The sequence below is a fragment of the Stenotrophomonas sp. YJH_SMC_29 genome (assembly GCF_059371235.1).
In genome coordinates this window covers 1-26,467 of sequence record NZ_JCAFUK010000008.1, presented here as the reverse complement: position 1 = coordinate 26,467, position 26,467 = coordinate 1, and the positions used below count along the sequence as shown (strand labels likewise).

The window sequence follows — 26,467 nt, the reverse complement described above, 5'->3', positions numbered from 1 at the left end:
TGAGACACGCCGGGGTCAGAGCCCTTTCCTCCTGAAAGGGATCCGACTCCGAAACCGTTACTGATCGGCCGCCACGAAACCACCGGTCTGCCGCGCCCACAACCGTGCGTACAGGCCACCGGCGGCAATCAGCTCGGCATGGCTGCCGGTCTCGACGATGCGGCCCTGGTCCATCACCACCAGCCGGTCCATGCGCGCGATGGTCGACAGCCGGTGCGCGATCGCGATCACCGTCTTGCCGCCCATCAGCTCATCCAGGCTGTCCTGGATCGCCGCTTCCACTTCCGAGTCCAGCGCCGAGGTGGCTTCGTCCAGCACCAGGATCGGGGCGTCCTTCAGCAGCACGCGGGCAATGGCGATGCGCTGGCGCTGGCCGCCGGAGAGCTTCACGCCACGCTCGCCGACATGCGCGTCGTAGCCGCGACGCCCCTGCCCGTCCACCAGCGTGTCGATGAAGGCTTCGGCACGCGCCTTGGCCACGGCAGCGCGCAACTGCTCTTCGGTTGCGTCTGGACGGCCATACAACAGGTTGTCGCGGATCGAGCGATGCAGCAGCGAGGTGTCCTGGGTGACCACGCCGATCTGCTGGCGCAGGCTTTCCTGGGTGACGTGGGCAATGTCCTGACCGTCGATCAGGATGCGGCCGCTCTCCAGGTCGTACAGGCGCAGCAGCACGTTGACCAGGGTCGACTTGCCGGCGCCGGAGGGACCGACCAGGCCGATCTTCTCACCCGGCTTCACCACCAGGTCGAGGCCGGCGATCACGCCGCCCTTCTTGCCATAGTGGAAGTGGATGTCCTGGAAGTGCACGCCACCGCGGGTCACCTGCAACGGTACCGCATCCTCGCGGTCCTGCACGGTCAGCGGCTGGGCGATGGTGGTGATGCCATCCTGTACCGTGCCGATGTCCTCGAAGATGCCGTTGATGGTCCACATGATCCAGCCGGACATGTTGTGGATGCGGATCACCAGGCCGGTCGCGAGCGTGATCGCGCCGACGGTGATGTGGCCGCCATTCCACAGCCACAGGGCCAGGCCACAGGTACCGGCAATCAGGAAACCGTTGACGATGGCGATGGTCAGGTCCATGCCGGTGGTCACCCGGGTCTGCGCGCGGTGCTTGACTGCCAGCTCCTGGATCGACTCGGCCACGTAGGCCTGCTCGCGTCCGCCGTGGGCGAACAGCTTCAGCGTGGGGATGTTGGTGTAGCCATCGACGATGCGGCCCATCGCCTTGGAACGCGCTTCGGACGCAATCCAGGCCCGTTCCTTCGCGCGCGGGACGAAGTAGACCAGGATCACCGCGTAGGCCAGCAGCCACAGGATCAGTGGCACCATCAGCCGCCAGTCGGCCTGCGCGAACAGGTACAGCGCGGTGCCGGTATAGACCACGATGTACCAGAGCGAGTCGACCATCTGCACCGCCGACTCGCGCAGCGAGGTACCGGTCTGCATCACCCGGTTGGCAACGCTGCCGGCAAAGTCGTTCTGGAAGAAGCTCAGGCTCTGCCGCACCACGTAGTTGTGCATCAGCCAGCGCGAGCGGTTGCTCAGGCCGGGCACGATGGCCTGATTGACCAGCAGGTTGTGCAGGCCGACCAGGATCGGCCGCGCGATGACCGTGATGAACAGCATCCAGCCCAGTTCATTGGCATGGCGCCTGAAGAAATCGGCACCGGGCTGCTCGGCGACCATGTCGACGATGCGGCCCAGGTAATCGAACATCGCCACTTCCACCAGCGCCAGCAGCAGGCCGGCGATCAGCGTCGCCAGCAGCACCGGCCACACCGGGCGCAGGTAGTGCAGGTAGAACGGCAGCACCTTGCGCGGTGGCATGCGCCCATCCACGGGCGGGAACACTGGAATCAGGGATTCAAACCAACGGAACATCGCATTCCCTCGCCTCTTGCAAGCGGCGGAGTATCCCACGACGGATGTGTACGCCAGCCGACGGTCACCCGCGGCTCCGGTAGTGCCGGCCGCTGGCCGGCAGCCTCGCGACGCATCCGGGGATCATCGGGTTGCCGGCCAGCGGCCGGCACCAGCCTCACTCCCTGACCGGGGTGAACAGCAGGTCCTGGAAATCGAAGCTGAAGTCGGTCAGGTCGGAAATCGACTGCATCCGTACCTCGCGCACCTTGCCATCCGGATCCAGGCTGAAGTTCACGAACGCGTCGGCGTTGAGCGAACGGTCGTCCCAGCGCACGATGAAGGTGTCGTGCTGCCAGTGCTCCAGGCGGCCGCTCAGCTGCGCGGTCTTCATGAAGCGCAGGCGCAGGCCCTTGCCTGCGGCACTGACCTGCATGTCGCCATACCAGCGGTCGCGGAACGTGCCGGTGTAGCCGGCTAGCGCCAGCGACGGCCTGCTGCCCTTGTCGCGCGCGCTCTGATGCTTGGCCCAGGCCTCGTCGGCCTTGTCCTGGCCCTTGGCCACGGCCTTGGCATAGGCGTCCACCCAGTCGTGCTTGTCGCCGCCCATATAGGCATCAAGCACGCTCAGGGTGATCGCGTTGAACGCCGCGCCCACTTCCTGGTTGGTCAGCACCACCACGCCCAGCTTTTCGCCCGGCACCAGGGTCAGCCGCGAGACCATGCCCGGCCAGCCGCCGGTGTGCCATACCAGCTTGCGTCCACGGTAATCGCTCAGGCTCCAGCCCTCGCCATAGCCGGCAAAATTGGCCCGTGCCGGTGCCAGCTCCGGCACGCTCGGCGCCGGGATCGACTGCGGGGTGATCATCCGCCACATCTGCTGCTGGCTTTTTTCACTGAACAGCACCGTGCCATCGGCAAGCTTGCCCTCGGCCAGCTGCACCTGCATCCAGCGCGCCATATCGTGCGCGCTGGAATAGATGCCACCGGCACCGGCATTGTTCGACCAGGTCAGCGGCGCGACGGTGCGCAGGTCCTTGAAATCGTACTTGGCATGGCCGACCGCGGCCTTGTCGCCCGGCTTCAGGTGGTCGGCGTTGTAGCGCGTGCCGGCGATGCCCGCCTTGTCGAAGATGCGGGTCTGCAGGAACTGCTGGTAGCTCATGCCGGAGACATGTTCGATCACCTGCTGGGCCACCGCGTACAGGATGTTGTCGTAGGCATAGTTTTCGCGGAAGCCGCCCTTCAGCGGCACCCTGCCCAGCCGCTCCACCACTTCGGCGTTGCTGTAGGAGGTGGTCGGCCAGAACAGCAGGTCGCCGGCGCCCAGGCTCAGTCCGCTGCGGTGCGAGAGCAGGTCGCGGATCGTCATCTGCCCGGTCACGAACGGATCGGACATGCGGAACGATGGCAGGTGCTCGATCACCTTGTCGTCCATCTTCAGCTTGCCGTCCTCAGCCAGCAGGTTCAGCGAAGTGGAGGTGAACGCCTTGGTATTGGAGGCGATGGCGAACAGCGTGTCGGCCTGCACCGGCTCCGGCTTGCCCTGCTCGCGCACGCCCCAGCCGCGCTCCAGCACCACCTCGCCGTCCTTGACCACGGCCACCGCGATGCCGGGCACGTCGAACTGCGCGCGCACGCGCTCGACGGTCGCATCCAGATCCTGCAGCGGCGGCGGGGTCGCCGCGCTCGCCATGGTCGTGCACGCCAGCAGCACGGCTCCTCCAATCCAGGTGTTCATGCAGCACGATCTCCGAACAGGGGTGGCGGCCGTGTGCAGGCCGTCACCGGGGTTTCGCGGGATGGTAACGGTCGCCGATGCACCCTGCCCTGTGCCATAGGAGGGGTGTCATGGGACAGAACGGGCAGTCCGGCAAGGGCTCCACCATCATTCCATGCCTGCGCTACCGCGATGCGCTGGCCGCCATCGACTGGCTGCAGCGCGCCTTCGGTTTCCATGCCCAGGCCGTATACGCCGACGGCGATACCGTGTTCCACGCCCAGATGACCTTCGGCACCGGCATGATCATGCTGGGCTCGGCAGGTAACCAGAGCGCATGGAGCGAACACGCGGTACTGCCCGGCGAAGTCGGCGGGCGCCAGACCCAGAGCGCCTGCGTGATCGTCAGCGATGCCGACGCGCACTATGCCCGGGCCAAGGCTGCCGGCGCGCGCATCGTCATCGACATCGCCGACCAGGACTACGGCGGTCGTGGCTACGCCTGCGCCGATCCGGAAGGCTACCTGTGGTGGTTTGGCAGCTACGACCCGTGGCGCGAGGACCACGGCCAGTGATCGCGTCGTCGCACCCGGCGGAGATCCGCTGTGGCATCGGTGGCTGGGTGTTTCCCGCGTGGCGCGGCGGCGTGTTCTATCCGGCAGGGCTGCCACAGCGCGAGGAACTGGCCCACGCCAGTCGCGCCCTGCGCTGCATCGAGATCAATGGCACCTTCTACCGCACGCCCACCCCTGGCCAGTGCGCGCAGTGGGCAGCACAGACGCCGCAGGGCTTCCGTTTCTCGATGAAGGCGCCACGCTACCTGGTCCAGCGTCGCGACCTGTCCAGCACCGTGGACGCGGCCGCGCCCTTCCTGGAGGCGGCGCTGGCGCTGGGTGACCGGCTCGGCCCGTTGCTGTGGCAGTTCGATCCACGCCATCCGGCCGATGCCGAAGCGCTGGATCGGCTGATGGCTGAGCTTCCCAAGCAGCTGCAGGGTGTGCCGCTGCAGCACGCGCTGGAGGTGCGCAACGCCGCGGCACATGGTCCGGCACTGGTCGCCGCCGCGCGCCGCCACGGCGTGGCGCTGGTGATCGAAGACAGCGACGAGGCGCCGTTGCACGGCGATGTCAGTGCCGGCTTCGTCTACGCACGGATCAAACGCAGCCAGGCCCGCTTGAAGGAGGGGCTGCCCGCCCCGGTGCAGCGGCGCTGGGCCGAGCGTGCGCTGCGCTGGTCACGCGGCGAGCCGGTGGACGACCTGCCCTGCCTGGCCAAGCCAGCCGCGCTCGCACCACGCGAGGTCTACCTGCTGTGCATCGGCGCGGGCAAGGCACGCAATCCGGCCGCGGCGATGGCCCTTCAGCGCCTCATCGACGACGCCAGCGATCCAGCCCCCACAGCAGCGTCCACCCCGTCACGAACACGCCCGCCACGCGCAGCACGTTGAGCAGGAACGCGGCCAGCCCCAGCCGTTGCAGTTCCAGGAACGGATACGGCGCCTGCCCTGTCACAACGGCCACCCACATCGCCCACCCCAGGTAGATCAGCGGCACCCACAGCACCGTGCCCAGCGCGCGCCAGCGCAGCGCCCCATGCGGCAGCAGCCAGCACCACCCCAGCAGGTACAGCGCCGGTACCGCGTAGTGCAGGCCGGCATCGACCCACCACTGCAATCCGCTGGGCTGCCACAGGCCCTGCAGCGCCAGCACGTAGACGCAGGCCGTCACCCCGATGCACAACGCGAGCACTGCGGCGACCGTCGTGCCCAGCACGCCCGCACGCACCAGCCTGACGCATCCCACGCACACCGCCAGGTTGCTGAGGATGGTGAAGTAACCGAAGAAGCGCAGCGTCACCGTGCCGATCCCGGCCCCTGCGCCTGCCCCGCGCACCAGCAGCAGGTACTGCAGCAGCAACGACGCGGCGGCGATCAGTGCGGTCAGCGCGGCCCAGGTGCGCAGGACGGAGCGGTCGGCAGCCATGGCGGGGTCCCTGGGCAGGTTTCCGCGAGCATGCCACAGGCATCGCCGGCTGCCGCGCGATTGCCTCACAATAGGCGGATGAGCACACCCGACACCCGCAAAGCGCTGTGGCAGATCCACTTCTGTGTCCTGCTGTGGGGCGTCACCGCCATCCTCGGCAAGCTGATCACCCTGCCCGCACTGCCGCTGGTGTGGTGGCGCATGCTGCTGGTGACGGCGATGCTGGCGTTGCTGCCGCGGGTCTGGCGAGGATTGCGCACGCTGCCGCTGCGGCTGGTGGCCGGCTACGCCGGCATCGGTGCGCTGGTGGCCCTGCACTGGCTGACGTTCTACGGCGCGGTGAAGCTGGCCAATGCCTCGGTGGCGGCCACCTGCATCGCGCTGGCGCCGGTGTTCACCTCCATCATCGAACCCTGGGTCGCCAAGCGTCCGTTCCAGCTGCGTGAACTGGCGTTCGGCCTGGCGGTGCTGCCGGGCGTTGCGCTGGTGGTCGGCGGCGTGCCCGATGGCATGCGCCTGGGCGTGTTGATCGGTGCGCTGTCGGCGCTGCTGGTGGCCGTGTTCGGCTCGCTCAACAAGCGCATGGTCAGCCACGCCGATCCACTTACGGTCACCGCACTGGAACTGGGTGCCGGCACCCTGACCCTGACCCTGCTGGCGCCGCTGATGCCGTTCCTGCTGCCCGCGCTGGCCAGCCCGCTATGGGTGGTCCCGAATCTGCACGACGGCATCCTGCTGCTGGTGCTGGCCGGGTTCTGCACGCTGCTGCCGTTTGCCCTGGCCCTGGTCGCGCTGCGCCACCTGAGCGCCTACACGGTGCAGCTGGTGACCAACCTGGAGCCGGTCTATGCGGTGGTGCTGGCGGTGGTGCTGCTGCGCGAACAGCACGAGGTGACCCCGTGGTTCTACCTGGGCGTGGCGATCATCGTCGGCGCGGTATTCCTGCATCCACTGCTGAACCGCCGCAAGCCGGTGCAGCACCCTGAAATCCTTGGCACGGCCGAGGCGCGCAACATCGCCGATTGAGCGCAGCCACGCAGGTGGTGGTAGTGGGCCGGTGCTGATTCAGTCCGCCCGTTCCACCCGGTTGCGGCCATTGCCCTTGGCCCGGTACAGCGCCTTGTCGGCGCGTGCCAGCATTTGATCCACGGTCTCTCTTGGCTGGTGCTGGGCAACGCCGATGCTGATCGTGACCGGGAAGCCAAGCGGCAGGTCGGCCACCGCCAGGCGCAGGAATTCGCATTGCAGTTCGGCGGTGCGCAGGTCGGTCGCCGGCATCACCACCACGAACTCCTCGCCGCCGTAGCGCGCGGCCATGCCACGACCGGCGAAGTGCGAGCGCAGCAGCACGCCCAGCTCGGCCAGCACGCGGTCGCCGGTGGCGTGGCCCTGGAAGTCATTGATGTGCTTGAAATGGTCGACGTCCAGCAGCGCGACGCACGCCACACCGGGCAGGTCTCCGCTTGGCGCAACGGCCTCTTCCAGCGCCGCCGCCATCGCGCGGCGGTTCGGCAGGCCGGTCAACGCATCGGTGCGGCTCTGCGCGGCCAGGTCGGCATTCTGCGCCAGCAGCACGTCCTGGTACTCCGACAGCAGGCGCTCGTAGTCATCGCGTTCCAGCATGTGCTTCTGGATGTCGAGCGCGAAGCGGCGCAGCTCCATCACCAGCATCACCTGCCGCGACAGCGCAGCCAGCGCCTCGGCCTTGTCGCTGGCCAGGTGCTGCGGCTGCGCATCGAACACGCACAGCGTGCCCAGCGGCAGGCCATCGGAACTGATCAGCGGCGCACCGGCATAGAAACGGATGTGCGGATCACCCACCACCACCGGGTTGTCGTGGAAGCGGATGTCCTGCAGTGCATCCTCGACCACCATGATCTGCTGCGGCTGCAGGATGGCGTGGCCGCACATCGATTCGCTGCGCAGGTTTTCTGCCGCATCGATGCCCTGGATCGACTTGAACCATTGCCGCTCGACATCGATCAGGGTCACCGCCGCCATCGAGGTGCCACAGACCGCCTTGGCGATCACCACCAGGTCGTCGAAGGATTTTTCACGCTCCGAATCAAGGATGCGGTAGCGGTACAGCGCCTCGAGCCTCAGAGCTTCGTTGGCAGGCTTGTCGGGCTTGATCATGCAGCGTCACGTTCCGGCAGGTCACCGCGAAGTCTAGCGGATGCCGGTCCCCAATCTGCACCCTGGGTGGTGCCGGCCGTTGGCCGGCATCCCGCGCTCAGTCGATGCCGGATGCAGCCGGCCAGCGGCCGGCACTCCCGCGCGTTACCAGTCCAGCTGCTTCGGCAGCAGGCCCTGCAGTTCCTGCTCGGTCAGGTTGCGCCACTGGCCCGGCTTCAGCGCGCCGATCTTGATGTTGTCGATGCGGACGCGGCGCAGCTGGGTCACCCGATAGCCGAACTCGGCGGCCATCAGGCGGATCTGCCGGTTCAGGCCCTGCTGCAGGGTGATGCGGAAACCGAACTTGGCGATGCGCGAGGTCTTGCACGGCAGCGTCATCTGGTCGTGGATGCGAACGCCACGGGCCATGCCGCGCAGGAACTCATCGGTGACCGGCTTGTTCACCGCCACCAGGTACTCCTTCTGGTGGCCGTTCTCGGCACGCAGGATCTGGTTGACGATGTCGCCGTTGCTGGTCATCAGGATCAGGCCTTCGGAGTCCTTGTCGAGGCGGCCGATCGGGAAGATGCGCTGTTCATGGCCGACGAAGTCGACGATGTTGCCCTTGACCGACGTTTCGGTGGTGCAGGTGACGCCGACCGGCTTGTTCAGCGCGATGTAGACGTGGCGGCGGGCGCCGGGCTTGCGGGCCACGCGCGCGCGCAGCGGCTGGCCGTCGACCAGCACCTTGTCGTCCTCGCCCACCACCGCGCCAGTGCCGGCCGGATGGCCGTTGACGGTGACCCGGCGGGCGGCGATCAGGCGATCGGCCTCGCGGCGGGAGCAGAAGCCGGTGTCGGCGATATGTTTGTTGAGTCGGGTGGTCATCGGCGCATTATCCGGCATTGCCGCGCGCGGCGCTTCATGCGAGCCCGGGCGGATCGAGCGCTTCGCCGTCGAATACGCGGTTGCGGCCGGCGCGCTTGGCCACGTACATGGCGTGGTCGGCGCGGCGCAGCAGCGCGGCCAGGTCGTCCTCGCCCGGCCGCCATTGCGCCAGGCCGATGCTGGCGGTCACCTCCAGCCCGGGCACCTGCAACGCCCGACCGGCCTCGGTGATGTGCTGGCGCAGGCGATCCAGGCGGGCCGAAGCGGCCTCGCGGGGCATCCCCGGCATCAGCAGCAGGAATTCCTCGCCGCCCATCCGCACCACCTGGTCCTGGCTGCGGACCGCGGACCGCAACGCACGCGCCACCGCCACCAGCACCTGGTCGCCCACGCCGTGGCCGTGGCGGTCATTGATGTCCTTGAACAGGTCGATGTCGAGAAAACCGATCACCAGCGGCCCGCGCTCGCGATCCACCCGCTCCAGGTGCTGGGCCAGCTGCTGCAGCCCGGCGCGGCGGTTGGGCAGGCCGGTCAGGCCATCGGTTTCGGCCAGCTGGCGCAGTTCATCGCGCTGCTGGCGCAGTCGGCCCAGCCGCTGGTTCAGCGCATAGGCGGCCATCATCAGCAGCCAGGTCACCGCCAGCTGCAGGGCTTCCACGCGGTATTCCAGCAACCACCCGGCGCGGCAGGCATCGGCCAGGATCAGTACCAGCATCGGTGCCAGCGCGGCCAGCCCTGCCTGCGCCCAGCGATCGCCGCGCAGCCGCGCCCACACCCCGACTGCCAGCGCCAGGCCACAGCCCAGCAGGTAGGACAGCTGAAGGCCCTGCGCCACCCAGGCCAGGCTGCGCCACGGCAGCCAGGGCACCAGTACGGCCAGCAGCAGCAGTCCCCACAGCGCCAGCCGCTGCAATGGACGCGAACCCGGCAGCAGGCGGTCACCGCCGTTCAGGCGCCACAACGCCGGCAGCACCAGCGCCTGGGACGCCGCGGTCAATGCCAGCAGCCACCACGCGCTGCGCTCACCTACCGGCAGCCAGGGCTCGGGGTAGCCGCTCAGCCCCCCGAGGATGGCCTGCCACAGCACCAGCACGGTGGTACCGGCGATGTAGACCAGGAAACTGCGGTCGCGGGTGGTGAGGAAGGCCATCAGTGCGGACAACGCCAGCGCGATTGCCACGGCGATGCAGGCCGCGCGCACCAGCAGGCGGGCGGTATCGTTCTGCTGCACCGGGCTGGGCGCCCCCAACCGCAGGGTCGGTACCCAGCGCGCCTTCAGCGGTGTCTGCCACGAAACCCGGAACGGTTCGTGGCTGCCCGCCGGCGGCACCGCCACCAGCCCGATGCCGGCGCGGAAGCGTGAGTCTCGGGTACGGGCATCGTGCATGTTGCCGCAGATTTCGCGATCACCGTGCTGCACGCGGACTTCGCCGGCGAACACATTGAACACGTCCAGTGCCTGCGGCTGGCCTGACCAGCCTTCCGGCGGCGCGGGCACCAGCACCTGCTGCCGCGAACCGGCCAGCATGGCCGCCGTGCATGCGCGATGCGGGGTCGGCTCATCGGTGCCTGCACCGACCAGCAGATAGTCGCGCCCGGCTTCGGCTGTGGCGGCCCACAACGGCCACGGCGTTGCCAACCACACCAGCAGCACGACCAGCACCGCTCCTGTTCCGTACTGCCACTGCCTGCCGCCCACGCCAGTCCCGTTTCCTGCTTACGCCCGCGCCCACTGCACGTCGCCCCTGGCGGGCATTATCGCAGCCACGGCCACCGCCCACGTGTAGACCAAGGTCGCTGTCAGGTTCAGCCAGCGGCGGGCGGCCCCTTCACCGCCACCAGGCGCACCGGCCGCAGGTCGGCCAGGGTCATCCGCTCCAGCGGCTGCGGCCGCTCGATCGCATAGCCCTGCAGGCCCTGCACCCCGAGCCGGGTCAATGCGGCGGCCACTTCGGCGGTCTCCACCCATTCGGCCACCACCTCCATCTGCAGCTCGCGCCCCAGCTCACTGATCGCGCGCACCGTGGCATGGCTGACCGGATCAGCATCCATGTCGCGCACGAATGCCCCGTCGATCTTCAGGATATCGGCCGGCAACTGGCGCAGGTAACCGAACGAGGACAGGCCGGAGCCGAAATCATCCAGGGCCATCCGGCACCCCCGTGCCTTCACCGCGTCGATGAAGGCGCGCGCCTGGCTGAGGTTGCTGATCGCCGCCGTTTCGGTGATCTCGAAGCACAGCTTGGCGGCCAGCGCGCGGTTGCGCTCCAGCAGGTCGCAGACAAAGGCAAGGAAGCCGGGCTCGGCGATCGACTGCGCCGACACGTTGACGTTGCACAGTCCCAGCTGCCGCACGTGCGCCGGGCATACCTGCAGATGCCGGAACAGCAGGCCGAGCACGTGCCGGTCCAGCGCCACGGCCATTCCGTAGCGCTCCACCGCCGGCATGAACTGGCCTGGCAGGTGCAGGCTGCCATCGCTGCCGCGCATGCGCACCAGGACCTCATAGTGCAGGTAGCTGGGATCGCCGACGCGGGCGATGCGCTGCGCGTACAGGACCATGCGGTTCTCGGCCATGGCCAGGCTGACGCCCTGCAGGCGCTCGGCTTCCTGGCGCCGCTCCTCCAGTGCCATGCGGTCTTCGTTGAAGCAGTGCACGCGGTTGCGGCCGGCCTGCTTGGCCGCGTAGCAGGCGCTGTCGGCGGCGCTCATCAACCAGTTCACATCCGGTGCCTCGGCGCTGACCTCGACCACGCCGATGCTGCAGCTCAGCTGCGGGCTGCCCTCGCTGATCGGGAACGTCGCCTGCCCCAGATTGCGGATCACCCGCTGCAGCACGCGCTTGGCCTCGTCCTGCCCGGCATGGGCAAGGAACACCGCGAACTCGTCCGCACCCAGCCGGCCCACCCAGTCGCCATCGCGCACCGCCGCCACCAGGTAGTCGGCGAAGCTGCGCAGCATCTGGTCGCCGGCGGCGTGGCCGAAGCTGTCGTTGACCAGCTTGAAGTGGTCCAGGTTGATGTAGCACAGCGCATGCGTGCCGCCCTCGCTGCGCACCTGCAGCAGCGCGCGTTCCAGCAGCCGCTCGATCTCGCGGCGGTTGATCAGGCCCGTCAGCGGGTCATGGCTGGCGTGGTGTTCGATCTCGCGCGCCAGGGCATGGTTCTGGCTGACGTCTTCGATGATGGCGAACACCGACAACCCGCCCCCGGCGCTGCGCACCCCGGTGCCGCTCCAGCGGCCCCAGACCAGGCTGCCGTCGCGACGGCGGAAGCGCAGTTCGCTCGGCCGCAGCTGGCGGTCCCAGTCGATGCGCCCCACTCCGTCGATGACCAGCTCACCGTCCATCAGCAGGTCACCCAGCGACAGCTGCAGCAGCACGTCGCGGCGATGGTCGAGGATATCGGCCATCGCCTGGTTGGCCTCGATCACCTTGCCTTCGGTGTCGAGCTTGAGCATGCCGACGTTGGCCTGGTAGAACGCTGCGCGGAAACGGCTCTCGTGCTCGGTCAGGTCCTTGCCGACGCGGCGCGCCAGGGCGACCGCCATCAGGCTGATCGCCAGCACCGACAGGCCCGCGACCATCAGGGTCGCCAGCCGCACCAGCGTGGCCATCCGCAGCAGTGCCTGCGAGAACGCCTGGCTCTGCACCTTCATCCGCTGGTCCAGGTCACGCAGCTGCTGCAGGTAGTGGTCGCGTGTGGCAACGGGCACCAGGCTGCCGTCGTGCCGCAGCTGCAGTTCATCGATCAGTCGCTGCAGCGCCATCAGGTCGCCATCGGTCTGCCGCCACAACGCGCTCGCTTCGCGGAAGGCACCGATGTCGCGCGCGTAGCGGAACGAGAACACCAGGCGTGGGATGTCGGCGCGCGCGTTGCCGCCCTGCAGGAAGCCCTGCCTGGCTTTTTCCTCGTCCGGTTCGGCCTGTTCCAGCGCCAGTCGCGCCTGCAGGTCGCCCAACGGCACCTGCAGGGCCTGGCGTGCGTCGTCCAGGTCCTGGGCATCGCCGCGCGCCAGGTAGCGACTGAGTGCGGCAGTGGCATCCTGCTGGCCACGCGACCAGTAGCCCTGGCCGGCGATCCAGGCAGTGGAGGCCGCCTGCAGTTCCTGGATCAGGGCGGACAGAGCGACCAGTCCGATCGCCATGCCCGTCAACAACGCAAATCGCAGTCCCAGCCCCCGGGTCATCGGCACCCGTCGGCTGTGTTGGTCCGTGCCACTCCTACCCATCCCGGATCCCCCTGAATGTGCTGCGGTGACAACCTCCTTAGGAACCGGCTCAGCCTAGGACCGGCAATGTGTGGGCCATGCGAAAAAGGGGACGGAGGGGATTAAGTCGTATCTGGCTGGCCATGCGCCTGTGCCAAGAACGACTTAATCCCCTCCGTCCCCTTTTTCTGTCCGCCAGCCCGGGGGCTGGCGGTGGTGTGGACGGCTGCGGCTTAGAAGCTGCGCGGGCCGCGCGGCTTGAAGCCGTCACGACGCGGCGGGCGGCTGTCACGGTCACCGCCGCGGTCGCCAGCCGGGCCACCCGGCCCGCTGCGACGGGGGCCACCCGGGCCGCCCGGGCCACGCTTGTCGAAGCGCGGCTTGAACGGACGCGGTGCCGGGTTGGTGTCTTCACCCGGGGCCAGCGCGCGCATCTGCAGCTGCTGGCCGGACACCCAGACCTTCTGCAGGTGCGACAGCACGTCCGGCGGCATCTGTGCCGGCAGGTCCAGCAGCGAGAAGTCGTCGTGGATGTCGATGCGGCCGATGAAGCGGCTTTCCAGGCCGGCTTCGTTGGCGATGGCGCCGACGATGTTGGCCGGCTTCACGCCATGCTGGTGGCCGACCGAAATGCGGTAGGTCTCCATGCCCTGCTCCGGTGCACCACGCGGCGGAACCTCGCGGCGCGGACGCGGCTCGAAACCACCTTCGGCGTCGTCGCGACGCGGGCCGCGCTCGAAGCGCGGACCCCGATCGTTGCGCTCGAAGCGATCGCCACGTTCCGGACGGTCGCCACGGTCGAAGCGCTCGCGCGGTGCGCGCTCTTCGCGCGGGGCACGCACCGGCGGCTGCAGCAGGAACGGGGTGTCACCCTGCAGCAGCTTGGCCAGCGCGGCGGCGATCTCGATGGCCGGCACGTTCTGCTCGTTCTCGAAGCGCTCCAGCAGCTGGCGGTAGAAGTCCAGGCCGCCGGCACCCAGGGTTTCGCTGATGCGCGAGGTGAACTTGTTGATGCGGGTGTCGTTGACCGCTTCCACGCTCGGCAGCTGCATCTCTTCGATCGGCTGGCGGGTGGCGCGCTCGATCTGGCGCAGCATGCCCTTCTCGCGCGGGGTCGCGAACAGGATCGCCTCGCCGCTGCGGCCGGCACGGCCGGTACGGCCGATGCGGTGCACGTAGCTTTCGGTGTCGTACGGGATGTCGTAGTTCAGCACGTGGCTGATGCGCTCCACGTCCAGGCCGCGGGCGGCCACGTCGGTGGCGACCAGGATGTCCAGCTTGCCTTCCTTCAGCATGGCGATGGTGCGCTCACGCTGGGCCTGCTGCATGTCACCGTTGATGGCGGCAGCGGCCAGGCCACGGGCCTGCAGCTTGCTGGCCAGTTCTTCGGTGCCGGCCTTGGTCCGCGCGAAGATGATCATCGCGTCGAACGGCTCGACTTCCAGGATGCGGGTCAGCGCGTCCAGCTTGTGCATGCCACTCACCCACCAGTAACGCTGGCGGATGTTGGCCGAGGTGGTGGTCTTGGCCGCGATGGTCACTTCCACCGGGTCCTGCAGGTAGGTCTGCGCGATGCGACGGATCTGCGGCGGCATGGTGGCCGAGAACAGGGCCACCTGGCGCTGCTCCGGCAGCTTCTTCAGCACGGCTTCGACGTCGTCGATGAAGCCCATGCGCAGCATTTCATCGGCTTCGTCCAGCACCAGCGTCTTCAGCTCGGACAGGTCCAGGGTGCTGCGGTCCAGGTGATCGATCACGCGGCCCGGAGTACCGACCACGATGTGCACACCGCGGCGCAGGGCCGACAGCTGCTGGCCGTAGGGCTGGCCGCCGTACACCGGCAGCACGCGGAAGCCGGGAATCTTCGACGAATAGGACTGGAATGCCTCGGCAACCTGGATGGCCAGTTCGCGGGTCGGCGCCAGGATCAGGGCCTGGGGCTTGATCTGCTGCAGGTCGATGTTGGACAGTACCGGCAGCGCAAAGGCGGCGGTCTTGCCGGTACCGGTCTGGGCCTGGCCCAGCACGTCGCGGCCTTCCAGCATCGCCGGGATGGTAGCGGCCTGGATCGGCGACGGGGTTTCATAGCCGATGGCGGTGACCGCCTGCATCACGGGCTCGGACAGGCCGAGCTGCGCGAACTGCAGCGGCGCTTGGGAATCTTGGGACATGGGGAACTCCGAAGGCACTGCCGTCTTCCTGGCAGTGCGATAAAAAAGGTGATGGTCCGCGCTTTGGGCGCCCTTCTTATCGCGTGCCCTGGCGCTGCTCGGTCGGAGGAGATTTCACTCGCTCAGAGCGGAATGATACCGCATTGATGCTGAACGAGGCATACAGCTTTCCTCACACGTGCCGTCGGGCCCGTGCTGGCGCACAATACGCGCCCTCTTCCCGGCCCGGCCGCTGGCCTGTGCCCTCCTCCCAGGAACGCGCTCCATGCAGATTCTCGAATTCGACCTCGACGGCGACTACGTCGAACTCAAGCAGCTGCTCAAGCTGGCCGACCTGGTCACCAGTGGCGGCGAGGCCAAGATGGTCATCAGCGAAGGCCAGGTACGGGTCGACGGCGAAGTCGAACTGCGCAAGGCCTGCAAGATCCGCGCGGGCCAGGTGGTCGAATTCGCCGACAGCCAGATCCGCGTGCTGGCCGCCGGCTGAGCTGAAGCGGTTCAGGCCACGCGCTGGGTCAGGTGCGTGGCGATCAACTGCCTGAACGGTGCCACGCCCTGCGCCACGCGCAGGCCGGCCGCCCGCAGCAGCCGTGCCGGCCGGCGATCGTCGGTGTACAGGCTGGCGATCGCATTGGTGGCTTCGTACAACGGACGCGACGCCAGCCGATGACCGCGCTGGTAGCGGGCCAGCATGCCGGCGGCGGCAATGTCGGCACCGCGGCGCTGCTGTTCGACGATGCCCTGCGCCAGTCGTTGTGCGCTGGCCAGGCCCAGGTTGAAGCCATGCGCGGTGACCGGGTGCATGCCGACGGCGGCATCGCCGATCAGCGCCGATCGCTCGCCGACGAAGCGGTGGGCGTACACCCCCACCAGCGGATACGCCTGCGCCGTGGCCACCGGCTGCATCCGGCCCAGGCGGTGTTCGAAGCAGGCGCTGATGGCCTCACCGAAAGCCACCTCGTCCATCGCCAGCAGCGCCTCGATCTGCCGTGGCGGCAGCGTGATCACCGCCGATGCCTGGCCCGCGTTGAGCGGCAGCAGCGCCATCGTGCGGCCGTAGCCGAACCACTCCCAGGCGGCGTGGTGATGGTCGCGCTCGACCTGCATGCGGCATACCAGCATGGACTTGCCGAAGTCGCGCATCTGCGCACCGATGCCGAGCATGCGACGCGTGGCGGAGAAGCGGCTGTCGGCCGCGACCAGCAGCCGCGCGTGCAGCGTACTGCCGTCGTCCAGCGTGACCACGTGGCCCTGCGCATCGGCCTGCGCGCCCAGCACCTTGCGCCCGTCGAACAGGTGCAGGCCATCCTGGCCCTGCACGGCGTCCCAGGCAGCACGGCGGATCAGATGGTTGGGTACCAGCCAGCCCAGCGGCTGGCCGTCGACCTGGCTGCTGGCGAAGGTCAGCGCGAACGGCGAGCTGCCGTTCATCACCTTGGCATCGCGCAGTTCAGCGACCTCGGCCTGCGGCAGGCGCTGCCACAGCCCCAGCTGCTCCATGCTCTGCCGCGAGGCATGGGTCAACGCGATCTCGCGCCCATCGAAGGCGGCTTCGGCCAGCGCCTGGCGCGGCTGCACTTCGACCAGCCCGACCTGCAGGCCATTGCCCGCCAGCGCACGCGCGAAACACAGGCCCGCCGGTCCGGCGCCGACCACCACCACGTCCATCCTGCGCATGCGCGCCTCCTGCCGTTGATCCCGTCCGCGCCAGCATAGCGCCGCGCAGCTGAGCGGCCTTGATCTGGATCAGGCCCGGATCACAGCAGTGCGAACACCAGCGCCAGGATCGACAGCAGCGACACCAGCCACACCAGGCTGCGCACGTAGGGCACGCCTGCGGCGTACAGCGGCAGGTAGACCACGCGCGCCCAGAAGTAGGCCTGCGCGGCCAGCGCGGTGGTGTCGTTGCCGCGCCCGGCCAGCACGACCGCGATCGCCGCGGCGGCGAAGAATGGGAACGTCTCCAGGAAGTTGGCCTGGGCCCGCTGCAGGCGACCGGCCAGCGGACTGAGCGGCCTTGCGTCGCCATCCCGTGCCGAGGCATTCCACTTCATTCCCCGTTCGCGGGTGACCACGGTGGAGGTGGCGAAGATGTAGACGAAGCCGAGCACGATCGACCAGGCCAGCATTGTCAGTTCAGTTGCCATCGCTCATCTCCTCAGGGCGCCGACGCGCGCAGGCTGTAGCCGGCCAGGCGCCACACCTGGTCTTCGTCGAAGCGGAACGAGACCAGCTCGCGCACCGGCTGCGCGCTGTTGGCGAAACGGGTCGGGAAGCTGACGTTGATGTAGAGGCCTTCGGGCACCGCAGCGCCGGCGCTGTACTTGACCCGGGTAATGGTCGGCTGGCCACGGCCGGCCAGCGCCCCCAGGCGCGTGCGTTCGGTGGTCAGCTGGCTGACAAATGCGGCCTTCGGCACCGCACGACGCGCGACGGCCGAAGCCCCGTCCCACAATTCGCCGGCGCGATTGGCATCGACCAGCTGCGCCGCCTTCAAGGCAGCCGCGCCCATTTCCGCGTCCTGTTTCTGCACCTGTGCCTGCTGCGCGGCGGTCAGCGCCGGTGTGCCGGCGGTGGCCGGTTTCGCGGCTGCCGGCGAGGCCGGGGCCGGGCGTGCCGGAGCCGGTGCAGGCGTGGCCGGCGCAGGTGCCTGCGCCAATGCGGTCAGGGGCAGCAGGGACAGCAGCAGGAACGCGCGCTTCATGGACACCGCCGGTTTTCTGGAGAGAACCGCAGTCTACGCCAGCGCGGTGACTACGCTGTCAGCGTGCCGGGGCATTGCCCTCCACCGCTGCCGCATCGGCCTGCGCGGCGGGCGCGGCGGTGTTCACTGGCGCCTGCTCGGCCACCGGCGGCGGCTCCGACGGTGCCGGCGGCAGCGTCGCCACGTCGATCTCCGACAGCGGGCTTTCTTCCGGGCACACCGCGTCCGGGAAGCCGAAGCGCTGCTTCAGGGCCTGGCCGCAGCTGTTGATCGACTCCATGTCGGCGCCGTCGCGCTTGCACTGCTGGTCGAAGGCGATCAGGAAGGCATCCTTGCGCTGCACGAAGTCATCGCCACAGGCACGCATCTGCTTGATCCTTTCCAGATCGTCCTGCACCGCATTGGTGCCGTCCAGGCCGAACTGGCGCAGCTCCTCCGGCGTCAGCAGGCGCAGGCTGCGGTTGGGCACGGTCATCATCAGGTCGGCCACGCCCACGGCCACGCCATTGCGCTGCAGGTAATCCTTCACGTTGTCGTAGACCTCGTGCAGCTCGCGGTTGAGTTCCGCGCGCGAGGTAGCCTTGGAACTGATGCGCATCATGCGGTGGATGCCGACCTTGCCGGACAGCAAGCGGTTGTCACCTGCGGCCAGCACGAACACGCAGGCACTGTGGCAGATCGAGCCTTCGCGCACCCAGATGGTCCAGCCCGATTCACCAATGCTGTCCCCGGCGACGATCGCCGATTCCACCTGGCCGCCACTGGAATCCAGGTCGAGGATGCGCTTGTGGATCTTCTGCTGGTCGGCGACCACCGCCAGCCGCCACATCATCTCGGCGAAACCAGGATTGATCTTGCCGGCATAGCGCACCCGCACCAGGCCACGCGCGGCGCAGGGTGCCAGGGCCTGGCTGATCTGCTCGCGCTGCAGGCCTTCCAGCTCGGCACCATCGCCAGCCTCGCCGGCGTACTCGGTGCTGCAACTGACCCACGCGCGGCCGTTCTCCAGCTGCGCCTGCGGCCACGGCCGATCACCCTGGCTGCGCGGTGGTGCCGGCGGCGGCGGTGCGTCGGCGGCATTGATCGACACCATGTTCTCGCCATCGCTGGCCGGTGCCCGCGCCGCCTTGTCGGCTGCGGTTACGTTGCCCGGATTCTCCAGCTGACTGCAGCCCGCCAGGGCCAGGCACAACAGGGGCAACCAGCGGAGTTTGGCGGACATCGGGCAACCGGTCTTCACGTGGGCAAGAGCCACAGTCTACCCGCCCGGGGCGCGCATTCAGCGCGTGGCACTGAACCCCCTCTGACCCTTGGGAAAGCGTGTGGAACGAGGCCGACACGCACGCGCGGCCGCGCAGGACGCCGTGTTACTGCTGCCGGCCAGCGGCCGGCATTACCACGGCCAGCGGCCGGCACCACTGCGGGCACGGGATGCAACCCGGCCTGACTCGCGTCAGCATCCATGTCCGAATGTGGCGAGTATCACCGCCCGCACCCGCCTAGACTGGCGGCATGGACACCGCTCTCGCCCTCGACATTGCCGCCTGTGATCGGGCCCGCCTGGCCCGCGACGCACGCTTCGACGGCGTGTTCTTCACCGCCGTGCGCAGCACCGGCATCTACTGCCGCCCGGTGTGCCCGGCCCCGCCACCGAAGCCGCGCAACATCAGCTATTTTCCGACCGCCGCTGCGGCCTCCGCCGCCGGCTACCGGCCGTGCCTGCGCTGCCGCCCCGAACTGGCACCACAGGCGCAGCAGGCGTTGGCCGGGCAGGCCGTGCAGCGCGCCCTGGCGCTGATCCACGGTGGATTCCTGCAGGAACACGCCGTCGCTGACCTCGCGCGGAAAATCGGACTCAGCGCGCGCCAGCTGCAGCGCCTGTTTGTCGAGCACCTGGGCGCGACGCCCGGACAGCTCCATGCCACCCACCGCCTGCTGCTGGCCAAGCAGCTGCTGACCGAAACCACGCTGCCGGTGACCGACGTCGCACTGGCCGCCGGCTACAACAGCCTGCGCCGTTTCAATACCGCCTTCCTGCAGGGCTGCGGGATGGCGCCGAGCGCACTGCGTCGCCAGCACCCGCCGTTGGCCGCAGAGGATGACGGCCTGGTACTGCGTCTGGCCTATCGGCCCCCCCTGGATTTTGCGCGCATGCTGGCCTTCCTGCGGAAGCGCAGCCTGCCCGGCATCGAGCTGATCGGCGAGGACAGCTACCAGCGCGTGCTCGGCACACCCGAGCGCCCCACCCTGCTGCGCGTCACCGCCGACCCGAAGCGCCCGGAGCTGCGCCTGCAGCTGGGAGCAGTCGATCCACGCCTGATCCCGGACATCGTGCGCCGCGTGCGTCGCGTATTCGATCTGGATGCCGACCTGCAGCAGGTCCACGCCGCGCTGGCCGAAGAACCGCTGCTGGCGCGCGGCATCGCCGAACGGCCCGGGCTGCGCGTGCCCGGCGGCTGGGATGGCTTCGAGGTGGGTGTGCGTGCCGTGCTCGGCCAGCAGGTCAGCGTGGCCGCGGCCACCACCTTCGCGCGGCGCCTGGTCGATGCCTACGGCGCACACCTGCCGGGCATGCCCCCGGCATTCGATCGCCAGTTCCCGGCACCTGCGATGCTGGCCGAAGCACCGCTGGAATCGATCGGCCTGCCCCGCAGCCGCGCGGCCACCGTGCGCGCACTGGCCGCGGCCTGCGCCAGCGGCCAGCTCGACTTCGGGCCTGGCCAGGCCGTGGAGGAGTTCGTTGCGCGCTGCGTTGCACTGCCCGGCATCGGCCCGTGGACCGCGCATTACATCGCCCTGCGCGGGCTCGGCCAGCCCGATGCGTTCCCGGCCGGCGATCTTGTACTGCAGCAGGTCCTCGGCCACGCGCGGGGCCAGCGCCTGAGCGAACGTGCGACCGAAGCGCGCTCGCAACCGTGGCGCCCGTGGCGCGCCTACGCCGTGCTGCACCTGTGGCACCTGTCCGGCACCTTTGTTGGAGAACCGACATGACCCTGTTGTTCGATCGTTTCGACAGCCCGATCGGCGTGTTGACCATTGCCGGCGACGAGCGCGGTCTTTCGCATGTGCTGTTCCCGGAGAACCGCCACCCCGCACGCGGGCGCGATGATTGGCACTACGCACCGGACGCGTTGCCGGAAGCGCGCGAACAGCTGCTGCAGTTCCTGCACGGTGAACGCCGCCGGTTCGACCTGCGACTGGCACCGCGCGGCACTCCGTTCCAGCTGCGTGTCTGGCAGGCACTGGCGTTGATTCCGTTCGGCCAGACCTGGAGCTACCTGCAGCTGGCACAGCACCTGGGCCAGCCCAGCGCGACCCGCGCGGTGGGCGCGGCCAACGGCCGCAATCCACTGCCGATCATCCTGCCCTGCCATCGCGTGATCGGCAGCAACGGTGCGCTGACCGGCTTCGGCGGCGGCCTGGAAACCAAGGCCGCGCTGCTGCGACTGGAACAACGCCAGGCCCCGCTGTTCGCTTGAGCATCGGGGTCAGATCCCTTTTCCGGTGGAAAAACGGATCTGACCCCGGACGGTCCTGGCGCGCCGTGTCTTGGGCCGGTAATTGCACCGACTTATCATGCACGGATGACTTCCGTACGCCTGACCTTTTCGCTGGCACTGCTGCTGCCATTGGCCGCCTGCAGCACCGCGCCCGCCCCTTCCGCCGCCGTTCCCCCTGCGTCCGTCGCTGCGGCCGCGCCGCCGAAGCTGCTGCTGATCTCCATCGATGGCCTGCGCGCCGACGCGCTGGACCGCGGGCTGACCCCGAACCTGCAGCGGATGATCGACGGCGGCGTGCGCGCCCGCTGGATGACGCCGTCCTACCCTTCACTGACCTTCCCCAACCACTACACGATCGTCACCGGCCTGCGCCCTGACCACCACGGCATCGTCAACAACAGCATGGACGATGAGGCGCTGGGCCGGTTCGAGCTGAGCAACCGCGAGGCAGTCACCACCAGTGCGTGGTGGGGCGGCGAACCGATCTGGGTCGGTGCCGAGAATGTCGGCGTGCGCACTGCAACGACCTCGTGGCCGGGCAGTGAATCGGCGATCCGTGGCGTGCGCCCGAGCCAGTGGCGCGTCTACGACGCCACGGAGCCCCTGGAACAGCGCGCCGGCATCGTGCTGGACTGGCTGGCACAGACCGACGCGGACGCGCCGCGACTGACCACGCTGTACATGGAGCATGTGGACAAGGCCGGCCACAACTACGGCCCCGAGTCGACGCAGTACGCCGATGCGATCGCACGCGCCGATCTGATCGTCGGCCAGGTCCTCGATGGACTGCAGCAGCGCGGGCTGGCGGCGACCACCAACGTGATCGTGGTCTCCGACCATGGCATGGCATCCGTGCCTGAGGACCAGGTGATTTCCACCGAATCGATGGCCGACCCGTCGATTGCGCGCAACGTCAGCCAGGGCCAGTCGGTCGGCTTCGTACCGGTGGCCGGTCGCGAGAAGGAGGCCGAACGCGCACTGCTCGGCCGCCACGCACACTACGCGTGCTGGAAGAAGGAAAACCTGCCGGCACGCTGGCACTACGGCACGCATCCGCGGGTGCCGGCCATCGTCTGTGCGATGGATGAGGGCTGGGACGCGCTGCACCTGGAGAAGATCGCCAAGCGCGCAAGACGGGACCGGGGCTCGCACGGATACGACAATGCCCTGCCTTCCATGCGCGCGGTGTTCGTGGCCAAGGGTCCCTCGTTCCGCCAGGGCCTGGTGATCGACGGCTTCGACAACGTGGACGTCTATCCGCTGCTGGCCCATCTGCTGCAGGTGCCGGCCGCACCGAACGATGGCAACCCGGACACGCTGAAGCAGATCCTGCGCTGATGCGGTTGTAGCGGCGAGCCCGCGCTCGGCTGCATTTCCGGCCAGCCGGGCATGGGCTCGGCGCTACAAGAACGCGCATAAAAAAACGCGGCGCCAGGCGCCGCGTTCTTCGTGGACCGGTCGGTCGGCCGGATCAGGCCTTGGCGACGGCCTTCTTCGCAACGGCCTTCTTCGCCGGAGCCTTGGCCACGGTCTTCTTGGCAACCGGGGCGGCGGCGCCTACGGCGACCTTGCTCGCAGTGTGCGAACGGGCGTTGCCGTAGCTGGCGTTGTAGCGCTTGCCCTTGGCGGTCTTGCGGTCACCCTTACCCATGTCTTCAACTCCTCAAGTGTGAAATCTGGTTACCCCGTACTGACACGGGTTCGGCGGGGCCGCCTTGCTGGGCGCCCCCGCGCACGATCGAAAATCCTATCACGGAGCACCTAGTGCGCGCAGCTGGCGTCGTGCACGTGGCCATGGTTGAGGCGCAGGTTGACCAGGTGGGCCACCCCCACCAGCAGGCCGCCGATGGTCATCACCACCGCATGCGGTACCGCGTTGTGGTGCAGCGGGTCGTACAGCACGCCGGCCCACAGCGCGACCAGGCCGGGGATAAGGAAGCCGAGCGCACGCAGCGCACCGTGGCGGCGGTAGCCCCAGACCAGGCTGAACAGCCCGAGCAGGGTCACAAACACCACCAGGCCCTGCTCCACCCCATCGCTCAGCCAGAACGACAGGCCCAGCGAGGGCGCCGCCGCCAGCAGCACCGGGATGACCGCGCAGTGCACCGCGCACAGCATCGAACCCGTGGCACCGAAACGGTCAAGCAGATGGCGCATTCGTGAGGACAGGGACATGACTTCCAGCAGGGTCGGCGAATCGTTATGGAATAATATAACATCCCTTCCCGACCCGCACGGTGTCCCCTCCCCCTGTCCCATCGACGGGATTCGTGCGCCCCGTGATTGATATATTGTAACAAAGGACCTGCCCATGCCCGCCCGTACCCCGCGGTTGAAGCCGCATTCCCTCGCCCTCGCCCTGACCGCCCTGCTCCCGACCGTTGCCTTCGCCGCCGGCGAAGACGATTCCCACCGTGACCGCCACCTGACTGAACTGTCGTCGGTGCAGGTCACCGCTTCGCCGCTGCAGGGCGACGCCGAATCGCTGGCACGCCCGGTGGAGGTTCTGGCCGGTGAACGCCTGGACGAGCAGAAGGCCGGCACCCTCGGTGATACCGTGGCCAAGCTGCCCGGCGTGCAGAGCACCTTCTTCGGGCCGGGTGTCGGCCGCCCCATCATCCGCGGCCAGGAGGGCCCACGCGTGGCGGTGCTCTCCAATGGCATGGGCAACATGGATGCCTCCACCGTCAGCGCCGACCATGCCACCAGCATCGAGCCGTTCCTGGCCGACCAGATCGAGGTCCTGAAAGGCCCGGCCACCCTGCTGTTCGGCAGCGGTGCGATCGGCGGCGCGGTCAACGTGGTCGATGGCCGCATCGCGCGCGAACTGCCGGAGCGCCCGCTGAGCGGCCGCGCCGAACTGCGCGGTAACTCGGTGAACAACGAGCGCAGTGGCATGTTCCGCCTCGATGGCGTCAGCGGCAACGTCGTGCTGCACGTGGATGGCCTGGTCCGCAACGGCGATGACTACCGTATTCCCGGCTACGCAGTGATCGACAGCCTGGAAGACCACCATGACCACGACCACGACCATGAAGCGGCCGAAGGCGAAGAACCGCGTCGCGGCCGCCTCGACAACAGCTCCATCCGTACCCGCGCCGGTGGCGTCGGTGCGACCTGGCTGGGCGACGGCGGCTATTTCGGCGTATCGGCCAGCACCTACCGCACCAACTACGGCATTCCCAATGGCGCGCACGTGCATGCCGACGGCGATGACCACGACCATGACCACGGCCACGATCATGGCGATGAAGAGGAAGGCGGTGACGAGCACGACGTGCGCATCGACATGGTGCAGAACCGCTTCGAGACCAAGGCCGGCATCTACGACCCGGTCTCGTTCCTGAAGAACATCAACGCGCGCGTGGCCTACACCGACTACGAGCACGTGGAGCTGGAGGCCGGCACGCCGTCGACCCGCTTCACCAACCGCGGCATCGAGGCACGCCTGGAAGCCGTGCAGCAGCAGATCGGCGGCTGGGACGGCGCCTTCGGCCTGCAGTTCGGCAACAGTGACTTCGGCGCCAAGGGCGAAGAGGCGTTCGTACCGGATACCGGCACGAAGAACATCGGCCTGTTCGTGCTGCAGGAAAAGCAGTTCGGTCCGTTCAAGCTGGAACTGGGCGGCCGCCACGATCAGGTCAAGCTGGACCCGAGCGGTGACTACCGCCGCCGCACGTTCGGCGCCACCAACCTGTCTGCCGCTGGCATCTGGAAGCTCAACGATGCGGTTGACCTGCGCATCGGCGTGGACAGCTCCGAGCGTGCACCGACCAACGAAGAGCTGTATGCCGCCGGCGCGCACATCGCCACCCGCTCGCTGGAAATCGGCGATGCCAACCTGAAGACCGAGCGCGGCCAGCGCGTGGAACTGGGCATTCACACCCACAGCGAACGCCTGGACTTCTCCGCGTCGGTCTACCAGACGAAGTTCAAGGACTTCATCTACCTGGCCGACACCGGCGTTACCGAAGGGCTGCCGGTGCGCGCCTGGACCCAGCAGGACGCGGTGTTCCGCGGCGCCGAGGCCGAAGCGCTGGTGCACCTGTTCGAGGGCGGCGCCGGTGACTGGGACCTGCGCCTGTTCGGCGACTACGTGAAGGCCAAGCTGGATGGCAGCGGCAGCCGCAACCTGGACATCGCCGTGCCGCACGGCGACCACAACCACAACTACACGGTGGAGCTGGCCAACACCGGCTACCTGCCGCGCATCGCCCCGGCCCGCGTCGGCGCCGACCTGCGCTGGTCGAAGGATGGCTGGCGTGCCTCGGTCGGTGCAGTCCGCTACAGCCGCCAGAAGGATGTCGCCCAGAACGAAGCCCCGAGCGACGGCTACACCCTGGTCGATGCACACCTGGCCTACCGCTGGGATCGCAACGCCAGCAACAGCTACGAGGTGTTCCTGGATGGCAGCAACCTGACCAACCGCGAAGTGCGTCCGCATACCTCGCTGCTGCGCGACTACTCGCCGCTGCCGGGCCGTGGTGTCGCATTCGGCATCCGCGCGTTCTTCTGATCGGCCTACGCCGTCGGAACATTACCTGAGGGGGCCGAAAGGCCCCCTTTTTTTGTCGTATTTGGCATGAACTGGTGAAAGCGGCGCACTACCGACGCGTCACCATCTGCTATACGACTAGACTCAGCCCGGTGTCAATCCAATAGACAAACTGAGCGGAAACATTTGCATGGCCCTGAGTCTCGATGCCGAACTGGAAGAGCGCATCCTTGCAACCGCCAAACGCGGGAGAACCGCTTGGCTGGCCGGTGACATTGCGGAGGCAGAGCATCGCTTCGTTGAAAGCTGGGGCATGATTCCAGAGCCCAAGTCATCCTATGACCACGCCCAAAGTGCATCGTATGGAATAGCTGTCTTCTATCGCGATACCGCTCAGCTTGAGAAGGCCAGAGCGTGGGCGATGGTCGCCAGAGACATTTATGGACAAGGAGAAGCCTCAAGCGAGTACATGGACGAGCTCCTCGCAACGATTGAGTTCGAATCCGGAAACCTTGATGCGGCCTACGCGCTGTTCGAACCGCAGCACCGTAAGTACGGCAGACGCGCCTTTGAAGGCCATAAGAAGGGGTTCATTGATTTCATCAAGAGCAGGAAGAAAACTGGAAAGGTGGATCAGTGAGCCGCTAGCCAGCTCCCATCCGCTCCAGATAGTCATCCACGCATGGCGTGGATCTTATCTCTTGCCGATCTGGCACCTTGGGTGCCGAGAGCCCGGCGTGGGCGACCGTGTGGATCCAGGTCTTGCGACCGAGAAGTAGCTTGGGTCCCCACGCCGGATTCTCCCTGAACCGCC

The 26,467-nt window shown here is 68.1% G+C and carries 23 protein-coding genes; 9 read left to right on the top strand and 14 right to left on the bottom strand.

Annotated features, from left to right (window positions below; translation table 11 throughout):
• Positions 1–57: 57 nt before the first annotated feature.
• Both smrA and AC5P9I_RS10415 read right to left on the bottom strand, forming a co-directional pair.
• On the bottom strand, positions 58–1,890 hold the full coding sequence (gene smrA, locus AC5P9I_RS10420) for a multidrug efflux ABC transporter SmrA (protein WP_049470159.1): 1,833 nt from the start codon (positions 1,888–1,890) through the stop codon (positions 58–60).
• Positions 1,891–2,047: 157 nt separating this feature from the next.
• Entirely contained in the window at positions 2,048–3,610 is a 1,563-nt protein-coding gene (locus AC5P9I_RS10415) for a serine hydrolase (protein WP_235645182.1), read from the bottom strand.
• 110 nt (positions 3,611–3,720) lie between these two features.
• Here AC5P9I_RS10415 and AC5P9I_RS10410 point away from each other — a divergent pair, with 110 nt between their 5' ends.
• Together AC5P9I_RS10410 and AC5P9I_RS10405 are read left to right on the top strand one after the other, a co-directional pair.
• A complete protein-coding gene (locus AC5P9I_RS10410) occupies positions 3,721–4,164 on the top strand; it encodes a VOC family protein (protein WP_049470154.1) in 444 nt (147 codons plus the stop codon).
• A complete protein-coding gene (locus AC5P9I_RS10405; RefSeq protein ID WP_049470151.1) occupies positions 4,161–5,036 on the top strand; it encodes a DUF72 domain-containing protein in 876 nt (291 codons plus the stop codon). The genes AC5P9I_RS10410 and AC5P9I_RS10405 overlap by 4 nt, the downstream gene beginning before the upstream one ends.
• On the opposite strand, the gene AC5P9I_RS10400 is transcribed toward AC5P9I_RS10405, so the two are convergent.
• Positions 4,957–5,571, bottom strand: a complete 615-nt coding sequence (locus AC5P9I_RS10400; protein WP_049470148.1) for a Pr6Pr family membrane protein — start codon at positions 5,569–5,571, stop codon at positions 4,957–4,959. The genes AC5P9I_RS10405 and AC5P9I_RS10400 overlap by 80 nt on opposite strands.
• A 78-nt stretch (positions 5,572–5,649) precedes the next feature.
• Between AC5P9I_RS10400 and AC5P9I_RS10395 the strand changes: the two genes are divergently transcribed.
• Complete coding sequence (locus AC5P9I_RS10395; protein ID WP_049470145.1) at positions 5,650–6,597, top strand: DMT family transporter; 948 nt, start codon at positions 5,650–5,652, stop codon at positions 6,595–6,597.
• A 39-nt stretch (positions 6,598–6,636) separates the two neighbouring features.
• On the opposite strand, the gene AC5P9I_RS10390 is transcribed toward AC5P9I_RS10395, so the two are convergent.
• The 5 genes from AC5P9I_RS10390 to AC5P9I_RS10370 form a co-directional block, all read right to left on the bottom strand.
• Positions 6,637–7,707, bottom strand: a complete 1,071-nt coding sequence (locus tag AC5P9I_RS10390) for a GGDEF domain-containing protein (RefSeq protein ID WP_049470142.1) — start codon at positions 7,705–7,707, stop codon at positions 6,637–6,639.
• 144 nt (positions 7,708–7,851) lie between these two features.
• The gene (locus AC5P9I_RS10385) at positions 7,852–8,574 is read right to left on the bottom strand and encodes a pseudouridine synthase (protein WP_049470139.1); all 723 of its coding nucleotides are present in this window, start codon (positions 8,572–8,574) and stop codon (positions 7,852–7,854) included.
• A gap of 34 nt (positions 8,575–8,608) precedes the next feature.
• Entirely contained in the window at positions 8,609–10,273 is a 1,665-nt protein-coding gene (locus AC5P9I_RS10380) for a sensor domain-containing diguanylate cyclase (RefSeq protein WP_049470136.1), read from the bottom strand.
• 107 nt (positions 10,274–10,380) lie between these two features.
• A complete protein-coding gene (locus AC5P9I_RS10375) occupies positions 10,381–12,804 on the bottom strand; it encodes a putative bifunctional diguanylate cyclase/phosphodiesterase (protein WP_130768557.1) in 2,424 nt (807 codons plus the stop codon).
• A gap of 212 nt (positions 12,805–13,016) precedes the next feature.
• On the bottom strand, positions 13,017–14,954 hold the full coding sequence (locus AC5P9I_RS10370; protein WP_049470132.1) for a DEAD/DEAH box helicase: 1,938 nt from the start codon (positions 14,952–14,954) through the stop codon (positions 13,017–13,019).
• Between the two features lie 265 nt (positions 14,955–15,219).
• Here AC5P9I_RS10370 and AC5P9I_RS10365 point away from each other — a divergent pair, with 265 nt between their 5' ends.
• Positions 15,220–15,441 carry an RNA-binding S4 domain-containing protein gene (locus AC5P9I_RS10365; protein WP_014036469.1) on the top strand — a complete coding sequence of 74 codons (222 nt, stop codon included), beginning with the start codon at positions 15,220–15,222 and terminating at the stop codon, positions 15,439–15,441.
• A gap of 11 nt (positions 15,442–15,452) precedes the next feature.
• On the opposite strand, the gene ubiM is transcribed toward AC5P9I_RS10365, so the two are convergent.
• From ubiM to AC5P9I_RS10345, 4 genes are all read right to left on the bottom strand, one after another.
• Positions 15,453–16,631, bottom strand: coding sequence for a 5-demethoxyubiquinol-8 5-hydroxylase UbiM (ubiM, locus tag AC5P9I_RS10360; RefSeq protein WP_130768558.1), 1,179 nt, complete (start codon positions 16,629–16,631; stop codon positions 15,453–15,455).
• A gap of 80 nt (positions 16,632–16,711) precedes the next feature.
• Entirely contained in the window at positions 16,712–17,101 is a 390-nt protein-coding gene (locus tag AC5P9I_RS10355) for an MAPEG family protein (RefSeq protein ID WP_049470127.1), read from the bottom strand.
• An 11-nt stretch (positions 17,102–17,112) separates the two neighbouring features.
• Positions 17,113–17,658, bottom strand: coding sequence for a DUF4019 domain-containing protein (locus AC5P9I_RS10350; protein WP_049470125.1), 546 nt, complete (start codon positions 17,656–17,658; stop codon positions 17,113–17,115).
• A gap of 58 nt (positions 17,659–17,716) precedes the next feature.
• Positions 17,717–18,880, bottom strand: coding sequence for a COG3904 family protein (locus AC5P9I_RS10345; RefSeq protein WP_049470122.1), 1,164 nt, complete (start codon positions 18,878–18,880; stop codon positions 17,717–17,719).
• Positions 18,881–19,170: 290 nt separating this feature from the next.
• On the opposite strand from AC5P9I_RS10345, the gene AC5P9I_RS10340 reads away from it, so the two are divergent.
• The 3 genes from AC5P9I_RS10340 to AC5P9I_RS10330 all read left to right on the top strand — a co-directional run bounded on the left by AC5P9I_RS10340 (position 19,171) and on the right by AC5P9I_RS10330 (position 22,496).
• The gene (locus tag AC5P9I_RS10340; protein ID WP_049470119.1) at positions 19,171–20,649 is read left to right on the top strand and encodes a DNA-3-methyladenine glycosylase 2 family protein; all 1,479 of its coding nucleotides are present in this window, start codon (positions 19,171–19,173) and stop codon (positions 20,647–20,649) included.
• On the top strand, positions 20,646–21,137 hold the full coding sequence (locus AC5P9I_RS10335) for a methylated-DNA--[protein]-cysteine S-methyltransferase (protein ID WP_049470116.1): 492 nt from the start codon (positions 20,646–20,648) through the stop codon (positions 21,135–21,137). The genes AC5P9I_RS10340 and AC5P9I_RS10335 overlap by 4 nt, the downstream gene beginning before the upstream one ends.
• Positions 21,138–21,242: 105 nt before the next feature.
• Positions 21,243–22,496 carry an alkaline phosphatase family protein gene (locus AC5P9I_RS10330; protein WP_049470114.1) on the top strand — a complete coding sequence of 418 codons (1,254 nt, stop codon included), beginning with the start codon at positions 21,243–21,245 and terminating at the stop codon, positions 22,494–22,496.
• Between the two features lie 133 nt (positions 22,497–22,629).
• Here AC5P9I_RS10330 and AC5P9I_RS10325 read toward each other — a convergent pair whose 3' ends face one another.
• Both AC5P9I_RS10325 and AC5P9I_RS10320 read right to left on the bottom strand, forming a co-directional pair.
• Positions 22,630–22,809 carry a 30S ribosomal protein THX gene (locus AC5P9I_RS10325; RefSeq protein ID WP_004150462.1) on the bottom strand — a complete coding sequence of 60 codons (180 nt, stop codon included), beginning with the start codon at positions 22,807–22,809 and terminating at the stop codon, positions 22,630–22,632.
• A 110-nt stretch (positions 22,810–22,919) separates the two neighbouring features.
• Positions 22,920–23,333: a MerC domain-containing protein gene (locus AC5P9I_RS10320; protein ID WP_049470111.1), complete on the bottom strand. Its 414-nt coding sequence runs from the start codon at positions 23,331–23,333 to the stop codon at positions 22,920–22,922.
• A 136-nt stretch (positions 23,334–23,469) separates the two neighbouring features.
• Here AC5P9I_RS10320 and AC5P9I_RS10315 point away from each other — a divergent pair, with 136 nt between their 5' ends.
• Positions 23,470–25,674 carry a TonB-dependent receptor gene (locus AC5P9I_RS10315; protein WP_049470109.1) on the top strand — a complete coding sequence of 735 codons (2,205 nt, stop codon included), beginning with the start codon at positions 23,470–23,472 and terminating at the stop codon, positions 25,672–25,674.
• A 169-nt stretch (positions 25,675–25,843) separates the two neighbouring features.
• Entirely contained in the window at positions 25,844–26,293 is a 450-nt protein-coding gene (locus tag AC5P9I_RS10310; RefSeq protein WP_049470105.1) for a hypothetical protein, read from the top strand.
• The last annotated feature ends 174 nt before the right edge of the window (positions 26,294–26,467 follow it).

What these genes read in the sequence shown, in the direction of transcription:
- AC5P9I_RS10415 (WP_235645182.1), bottom strand. Translation starts at nt 3,610, where the DNA reads ATGAACACCTGGATTGGAGGAGCCGTGCTGCTGGCGTGCACGACCATG.
- AC5P9I_RS10335 (WP_049470116.1), top strand. Translation starts at nt 20,646, where the DNA reads ATGACCCTGTTGTTCGATCGTTTCGACAGCCCGATCGGCGTGTTGACC.
- AC5P9I_RS10395 (WP_049470145.1), top strand. Translation starts at nt 5,650, where the DNA reads ATGAGCACACCCGACACCCGCAAAGCGCTGTGGCAGATCCACTTCTGT.
- AC5P9I_RS10350 (WP_049470125.1), bottom strand. Translation starts at nt 17,658, where the DNA reads ATGAAGCGCGCGTTCCTGCTGCTGTCCCTGCTGCCCCTGACCGCATTG.
- AC5P9I_RS10365 (WP_014036469.1), top strand. Translation starts at nt 15,220, where the DNA reads ATGCAGATTCTCGAATTCGACCTCGACGGCGACTACGTCGAACTCAAG.
- ubiM (WP_130768558.1), bottom strand. Translation starts at nt 16,631, where the DNA reads ATGCGCAGGATGGACGTGGTGGTGGTCGGCGCCGGACCGGCGGGCCTG.
- AC5P9I_RS10385 (WP_049470139.1), bottom strand. Translation starts at nt 8,574, where the DNA reads ATGACCACCCGACTCAACAAACATATCGCCGACACCGGCTTCTGCTCC.
- AC5P9I_RS10340 (WP_049470119.1), top strand. Translation starts at nt 19,171, where the DNA reads ATGGACACCGCTCTCGCCCTCGACATTGCCGCCTGTGATCGGGCCCGC.
- AC5P9I_RS10400 (WP_049470148.1), bottom strand. Translation starts at nt 5,571, where the DNA reads ATGGCTGCCGACCGCTCCGTCCTGCGCACCTGGGCCGCGCTGACCGCA.
- AC5P9I_RS10375 (WP_130768557.1), bottom strand. Translation starts at nt 12,804, where the DNA reads ATGGGTAGGAGTGGCACGGACCAACACAGCCGACGGGTGCCGATGACC.
- AC5P9I_RS10310 (WP_049470105.1), top strand. Translation starts at nt 25,844, where the DNA reads ATGGCCCTGAGTCTCGATGCCGAACTGGAAGAGCGCATCCTTGCAACC.
- AC5P9I_RS10320 (WP_049470111.1), bottom strand. Translation starts at nt 23,333, where the DNA reads ATGTCCCTGTCCTCACGAATGCGCCATCTGCTTGACCGTTTCGGTGCC.
- AC5P9I_RS10410 (WP_049470154.1), top strand. Translation starts at nt 3,721, where the DNA reads ATGGGACAGAACGGGCAGTCCGGCAAGGGCTCCACCATCATTCCATGC.
- AC5P9I_RS10325 (WP_004150462.1), bottom strand. Translation starts at nt 22,809, where the DNA reads ATGGGTAAGGGTGACCGCAAGACCGCCAAGGGCAAGCGCTACAACGCC.
- AC5P9I_RS10330 (WP_049470114.1), top strand. Translation starts at nt 21,243, where the DNA reads ATGACTTCCGTACGCCTGACCTTTTCGCTGGCACTGCTGCTGCCATTG.
- AC5P9I_RS10370 (WP_049470132.1), bottom strand. Translation starts at nt 14,954, where the DNA reads ATGTCCCAAGATTCCCAAGCGCCGCTGCAGTTCGCGCAGCTCGGCCTG.
- AC5P9I_RS10345 (WP_049470122.1), bottom strand. Translation starts at nt 18,880, where the DNA reads ATGTCCGCCAAACTCCGCTGGTTGCCCCTGTTGTGCCTGGCCCTGGCG.
- AC5P9I_RS10390 (WP_049470142.1), bottom strand. Translation starts at nt 7,707, where the DNA reads ATGATCAAGCCCGACAAGCCTGCCAACGAAGCTCTGAGGCTCGAGGCG.
- smrA (WP_049470159.1), bottom strand. Translation starts at nt 1,890, where the DNA reads ATGTTCCGTTGGTTTGAATCCCTGATTCCAGTGTTCCCGCCCGTGGAT.
- AC5P9I_RS10315 (WP_049470109.1), top strand. Translation starts at nt 23,470, where the DNA reads ATGCCCGCCCGTACCCCGCGGTTGAAGCCGCATTCCCTCGCCCTCGCC.
- AC5P9I_RS10355 (WP_049470127.1), bottom strand. Translation starts at nt 17,101, where the DNA reads ATGGCAACTGAACTGACAATGCTGGCCTGGTCGATCGTGCTCGGCTTC.